Source organism: Streptomyces sp. NPDC005423 (genome assembly GCF_040606415.1).
GTDB lineage: Bacteria > Actinomycetota > Actinomycetes > Streptomycetales > Streptomycetaceae > Streptomyces.
In genome coordinates this window covers 1-5,916 of the sequence record NZ_JBEXET010000094.1, presented here as the reverse complement: position 1 = coordinate 5,916, position 5,916 = coordinate 1, and the positions used below count along the sequence as shown (strand labels likewise).

Here is a 5,916-nt window from a genome sequence, read left to right as displayed (position 1 = left end):
GACACATGCGCGGCGGTGATCTCGCCGATGGAGTGCCCGGCCAGATAGTCGGGGCGCACCCCCCACGACTCCACCAGCCGGTACAACGCGGTTTCTACGGCGAACAGGGCGGGCTGGGTGTAGGCGGTGCTGTTCAGCAGCGCCTCGTCCTCACCCCACATCACCTCATAGAGCGGACGCTCCAGATAGGTGTCCACCGCCGCCACCGCCTCGTCCAGGGCGCGGGCGAACTGCGGGTAGGCGGCGTGCAGTTCACGGCCCATGCCCAGGCGCTGGGCGCCCTGGCCGGTGAACAGGAACGCGGTCCTGCCCTCGCGGATCAGGCCCTGCACGACGTGCGGAGAGGGGGTGGCGCTCTCACCCCGGGCGATCTCGGCGAGGCCGGTGAGGAGTTCCTCGCGGGTGGCGGCGACGACGGCCGCGCGGTGTTCGTGCGGGGTGCGGGTGACGGCCGTGGAGTGGGCGAGGTCGGTCAGGGAGGCGTCGTAGCTCTCCAGGTGGGTGTGCAGACGGGCGGCCTGCTCGGTCAGCGCCTTCGGGGAGCGGCCCGACAACACCACCGGGACGACGGGCAGTTCACGGTGGACCGCCTCCTCGGCCGGCTCCTCGGCGGGGGCCTCCTCGACGATGATGTGCGCGTTGGTGCCGCTGAGGCCGAAGGAGGAGACACCCGCGCGGCGCGGGCGGTCCCCGGCCGGCCACTGCACCGCCTCGGTCAGCAGGCGGACATGGCCCGCCTCCCAGTCGACGTGCGGGGTGGGCTCGTCCAGGTGGAGGGTCTTGGGCAGCACGCCGTGGCGCAGCGCCATCACCATCTTGATGATGCCGCCGACGCCGGCCGCGGCCTGGGTGTGGGCGAGGTTGGACTTCAGCGAGCCCAGGTAGAGCGGCTCGGTGTCGGGCTTGCGCCGTCCGTAGGTGGCCAGGACCGCCTGGGCCTCGATGGGGTCGCCGAGCTTGGTGCCGGTGCCGTGCGCCTCGACGGCGTCGACGTCCGCGATGGTCAGGCCTGCGTTGTCCAGCGCGGCGCGGATCACGCGCTGCTGGGAGGGCCCGTTGGGGGCGGTCATGCTGGAGGAGGCGCCGTCCTGGTTGACGGCCGAGCCGCGGATCAGCGCGAGGACGGGGTGGCCGTTGCGGCGCGCGTCGACGAGCCGTTCCAGGACGATCACGCCGACGCCCTCCGAGCAGCCGGTGCCGTCGGCGGAGGCGGCGAAGGACTTGCAGCGGCCGTCGGCCGCCATGCCCCGCTGGTGGCTGAAGTAGAGGAACATGTCCGGCTCGGTCATCACCGTCACCCCGCCCGCCAGGGCGAGCGTCGACTCGCCCGAACGCAGCGACTGCGCGGCCAGGTGGACGGCGACCAGGGAGGAGGAGCAGGCGGTGTCGATGGTCAGGGCCGGGCCCTCAAGTCCCAGACTGTAGGCGACCCGGCCGGTGACCAGGCTGCCGTCGCTGGTGCCCGGCCCGTAGTCGTGGTACATCACCCCGCCGAACACCCCCGTCCTGCTTTTGCGCAGGGTGTGCGGGGCGATGCCGGCGCGTTCGATCGCCTCGTGGGCGGTCTCCAGCAGCAGACGTTGCTGGGGGTCGAGGCCGAGGGCCTCGCGCGGGGAGATGCCGAACAGGCCGGCGTCGAAGTCGCCCGCGTCGTAGAGGAATCCGCCCTCGGTGGTGATGGTGCGGTTGAGTTTTCCCGGCTCGGGGTCGTAGAGGGCGTCGGTGGCCCAGCCGCGGTCGGCGGGGAACTGCGAGACCCCGTCGCGGCCCTCGGCCAGCAGCTGCCACAGCTCCTCGGGGGAGGAGACCCCGCCGGGGTAGCGGCAGGCCATGCCGACCACGGCGACCGGCTCGCTCGCGCGGGCGGTCTGCTCGGACAGTTCGCTGTTGTGCCGGCGCAGCCGCTCGTTGTCCAGCATCGACTGCCGCAGCGCGGAGACGAGTTGTTCGACTGATGCTTCCACGATGATCTCAGCCCTCGGTCGAGTTCGGTTCGGCGGACGCCAGCGCGGCCCGCACCAGATCGTCGATGTCCATGCTCTTGATCTCCTCGCTGCGGTCCGCGGGCTGCGCCGTCTCCTCCTGTGCGGGGCCGGCCAGGGCGAGCAGCGTCTCCAGCAGGCCCGCCTCGCGCAGCGCGGCGACCGGGATCCGCTCCAGCGCCTGGCGCACGGAGTCCTCGTCCTGCTCGCCCGCCGCCGCGGCGGGAGCGTCCGGGCCGGCGTGGGACTCCTCCAACTCCTCGATGTCGGGCAGGAGTTCCTCCAGCAGGAACTCCGCCATCTCCACCGGGCTGGGATAGTCGAACATCATCGTCGCGGGCAGCCGCATCCCGGTCGCCGTCTGCAGCCGGTTGCGCAGGTCGATCGCGGCCAGCGAGTCCAGTCCCAGGTCGGTGAAGCCCTTGTTGACGTCCAGGCTCTCGGGATCGCTGTGGCTGACGGCCGCGACCTGGGACCGGATCAGGTCCAGGACGGCCGCCTCCCGGCCGGCCGGCCGCATCCGGGCCAGCCGCTCGTCCAGTGCCTGTGCGCCCGCACCGGCCGCCGCCGCGGCGGTCACCGAGGGGGCCCGCACCTCCTGGCGCTGGGCGGCCGCCTGCTCCTGCTTCAGCACCTCCCGCAGCAGCACCGGCGGCTCGCCCGGAGCGGTACCGCGCGCGGCACCGTCCACCCGGATCGGGGCGATCATCGCCTCGTCCAGGCTCAGCGCCTCGTCGAACAGCTCCAGGCCCTCCGCGGTGGGCAGCGCCGGCAGCCCCAGCGACCGCATCCGCCCCAGGTCGGCGTCGTTGACGCCGCCGCCCAGGCCGGTCTTGGTCTCCCACAGGCCGAACGCCAGCGCGGTGGCGGGCAGCCCCCGCGAGCGGCGGTACGCGGAGAGGCCGTCCAGGAAGCGGTTGGCCGCCGCGTAGTTGCCCTGCCCGGCGCCCACGACCAGCCCGGCGCACGAGGAGAACAGCACGAACGCCGACAGCTCCAGCTCCGCGGTCGCCTCGTGCAGATACCAGGCGGCGTCCGCCTTCGGGCCCAGCACCGTGTCCAGCTGGCCGGGTGTGAGCTGGGAGGTCAGCGCGTTGTCCATCACCGCCGCCGCGTGCACCACCGCCGTCAGCGGCTGGTCCCGCGGCACGGCCGCGACCAGGGCCGCCACCGCCTCCCGGTCCGACACATCACACGCGGCGACCGTGACCTGCGCCCCCAACTCACCCAGCTCCGCGACCAGTTCGGCCGCGCCGGGCGCCTGCGCGCCGCGCCGGCTGGTCAGCAGCAGATGCCGTACGCCGTGCTCGGCGGCCAGGTGCCGGGCCACGATGGCGCCCAGTCCGCTGGTACCGCCGGTGATCAGCACCGTGCCCTGCGGCTGCCACGGCAGGGTGGAGGCGACCTGTCCCGCGGGCACCCGGGCCAGCCGGGCCACCTTGACCTCGCTGCCCCGCACCGCCGCCTCCGGCTCGCCACCGGCCACGATCGCGGGCAGCACCGCCCGGGCGGCGGCCGAACCGTCGGTGTCCACCAGCACGAACCGGCCCGGGTTCTCCTCCTGCGCCGAGCGCAGCAGACCCCACACCGGTGCCTGCGAGAGATCGACGGTGTCCTCCTCCCGGGCGGCGACCGCCCCCTGGGTGAGGACCACCAGCCGCGAGCGGGAGAACCGGTCCTCGGCCAGCCACGTCTGCAACGCCGCCAGCACGCCGCCGCTCACCTCCCGTACGGCGTCGGGGACTTCGCCCCCGGCCGGGGCCACCGGCACCACCACCACCTGCGGCACCGCCGCTCCGGCGTCGATCGCGCCGGCCAGCGCGGCCAGGTCCGGGTAGAGGTCGGCGCCCTCGAACTCGCCGTGCGCGGCGCCGCTTTCGCCGATGACGGCCCAGCCCTCCGCGACGGCCGAGGCGCTGGCGCCCAACGGCAGCTGGTTCCACACCAGATGGAACATCGAGGTGCGCTCGCCGCGTCCGGCGGAGGCCGCGGCGTTCACCCGCTCGGCCGTCACGGGACGTACCACCAGCGACTCGATGGTCGCCACCGGCGTGCCGTGCAGGTCCGACAGTTCCAGGCGGACCGCGTCCGAGCCCTGTGAGCGGTGGCCCTCCACCGCGGTGATCCGGCCCCGCAGCTGCGAGGCACCGGCCGCGTGCAGGGTCACCCCAGAGAAGGCGAACGGCAGCTGGGTGCCGCCGACGTCCTGCGGGCTGCGCCCGTCCATGAAGTCCGTCGCGCTGAGCGAACCGTCCAGGATCGAGGGGTGGATGCGGTACTCGCCGCCCACCGCGAGGTTGTCCTCCGGCAGCGACACCTCCACGAACGTCTCCCGCCCGCGCGTCCAGATCCCGCGCAGGCAGCGGAACATGGGCCCGTATCCGTAGCCCTGGCCGGTGAGGTAGTCGTAGACGCCGGAGATGTCGACCTCCTGGGCGCCCGGCGGCGGCCACGCCCCGGTGCCCGAACCGAACGACTCCGCCGGCGGCGCCGGCTGGGCGCCCGGCGCCAGCACACCACTGGCGTGCCGGGTCCAAGGAGTGTCCGGCGAGGCGTCGTCGGGCCGCGAGTACACATACAGCGAACGCCGCTGGGTGGCGTCGGCCGCCTCCACGACGACCTGCACGGCCAGCCCGCCACCGTCCTCCCGCATCGGCATCAGGGCCTCGATGGTCAGTTCCTCGACCACGTCGCAGCCGACTTCCTCACCCGCCCTGATCGCCAGCTCGATGTAGCCGGTACCGGGCAACAGCACCGTGCCCAGCACATCGTGGTCGGCCAGCCACGGGTGGGTGCGCACCGACAGATTGCTCGTCAGCACCACCCCGCCTGCCTCCGGCGAGACCACCACCGCGCTCAGCAGCGGGTGCTGTGCCGCCCGCTGTCCCATGCTCGTCACGTCCCCGGCGGGCGCGGCCGACCCCTCCAGCCAGTAGGCGCGCCGCTCGAAGGCGTACGTGGGCAGCTCCACCCGGGCGGCCCCCGCGTACAGCGCCGGCCAGTCGACCTCCGTGCCGGTGGTGAAGAGCCGGGCCAGGGCGGCGAGCAGGGTACGGGTCTCGGGCCGGTTCCTGCGTACGGCGGCCTCGACCACCGTCTCCGGCGCGTCCAGGGTCGCCTGGGTGAGCGCGGACAGGATCGCGTCCGGCCCCAGCTCCAGGAACCGGCTCACTCCCCGCCCTCGCAGATGCGTGACGGTGTCGGCGAAGCGGACGGCTTCGCGCAGGTGGCGGGTCCAGTACTCCGGGGTGCCCCACTCGTCGGTGATCTCGCCGTGGACTCCGGCGACGACCGGGATGCGCGGCTGCTGGTGGGTGACGCTCTGGGCGACCAGATGGAACTCGGCCAGCGCCGGTTCCATCAGCGGGGAGTGGAAGGCGTGCGAGACGCGCAGGCGGGTCGTCTTACGGCCCTGCTGCGTGAACTCCGCGACCAGCGCGTCGACTTCAGACTCTTCGCCTGAGATGACGACGGAGGTGGGGCTGTTGATCGCAGCGATCCCCACCGCGTCGCTCACGAACGGCAGGAGTTCTTCCTCGGTGGCCTGGATCGCGGCCATCGCACCACCGGCCGGGAGTGCCTGCATGAGGCGCCCGCGCGCGGTGACCAGCCGGGCCGCGTCCTCCAGGCCGATCGCACCGGAGACGTGCGCGGCGGTGATCTCGCCGATGGAGTGCCCGGCCAGGTAGTCGGGGCGCACCCCCCACGACTCAACGAGGCGGTACAGGGCTGTTTCCACGGCGAACAGGGCGGGCTGGGTGTAGGCGGTGCTGTTCAGCAGCGCCTCGTCCTCACCCCACATCACCTCATACAGCGGGCGCTCAAGGAACGCGTCGATGGCCGCCACGACCTCGTCCAGGGCGCGGGCGAACTCGGGGTAGGCGGCGTGCAGTTCACGGCCCATCCCCAGGCGCTGGGCACCCTGGCCGGTGAA

The 5,916-nt window shown here is 73.3% G+C and carries 2 protein-coding genes; both read right to left on the bottom strand.

Annotated features, from left to right (window positions below; genetic code table 11):
* Nucleotides 1-1,964 (bottom strand): type I polyketide synthase (locus ABZT12_RS39050; protein ID WP_356394569.1); only part of this gene is annotated, 1,964 nt, incomplete at its 3' end.
* 7 nt (nucleotides 1,965-1,971) lie between these two features.
* A partial coding sequence (locus ABZT12_RS39045; protein WP_356394566.1) for a type I polyketide synthase occupies nucleotides 1,972-5,916 on the bottom strand: 3,945 nt, incomplete at its 5' end.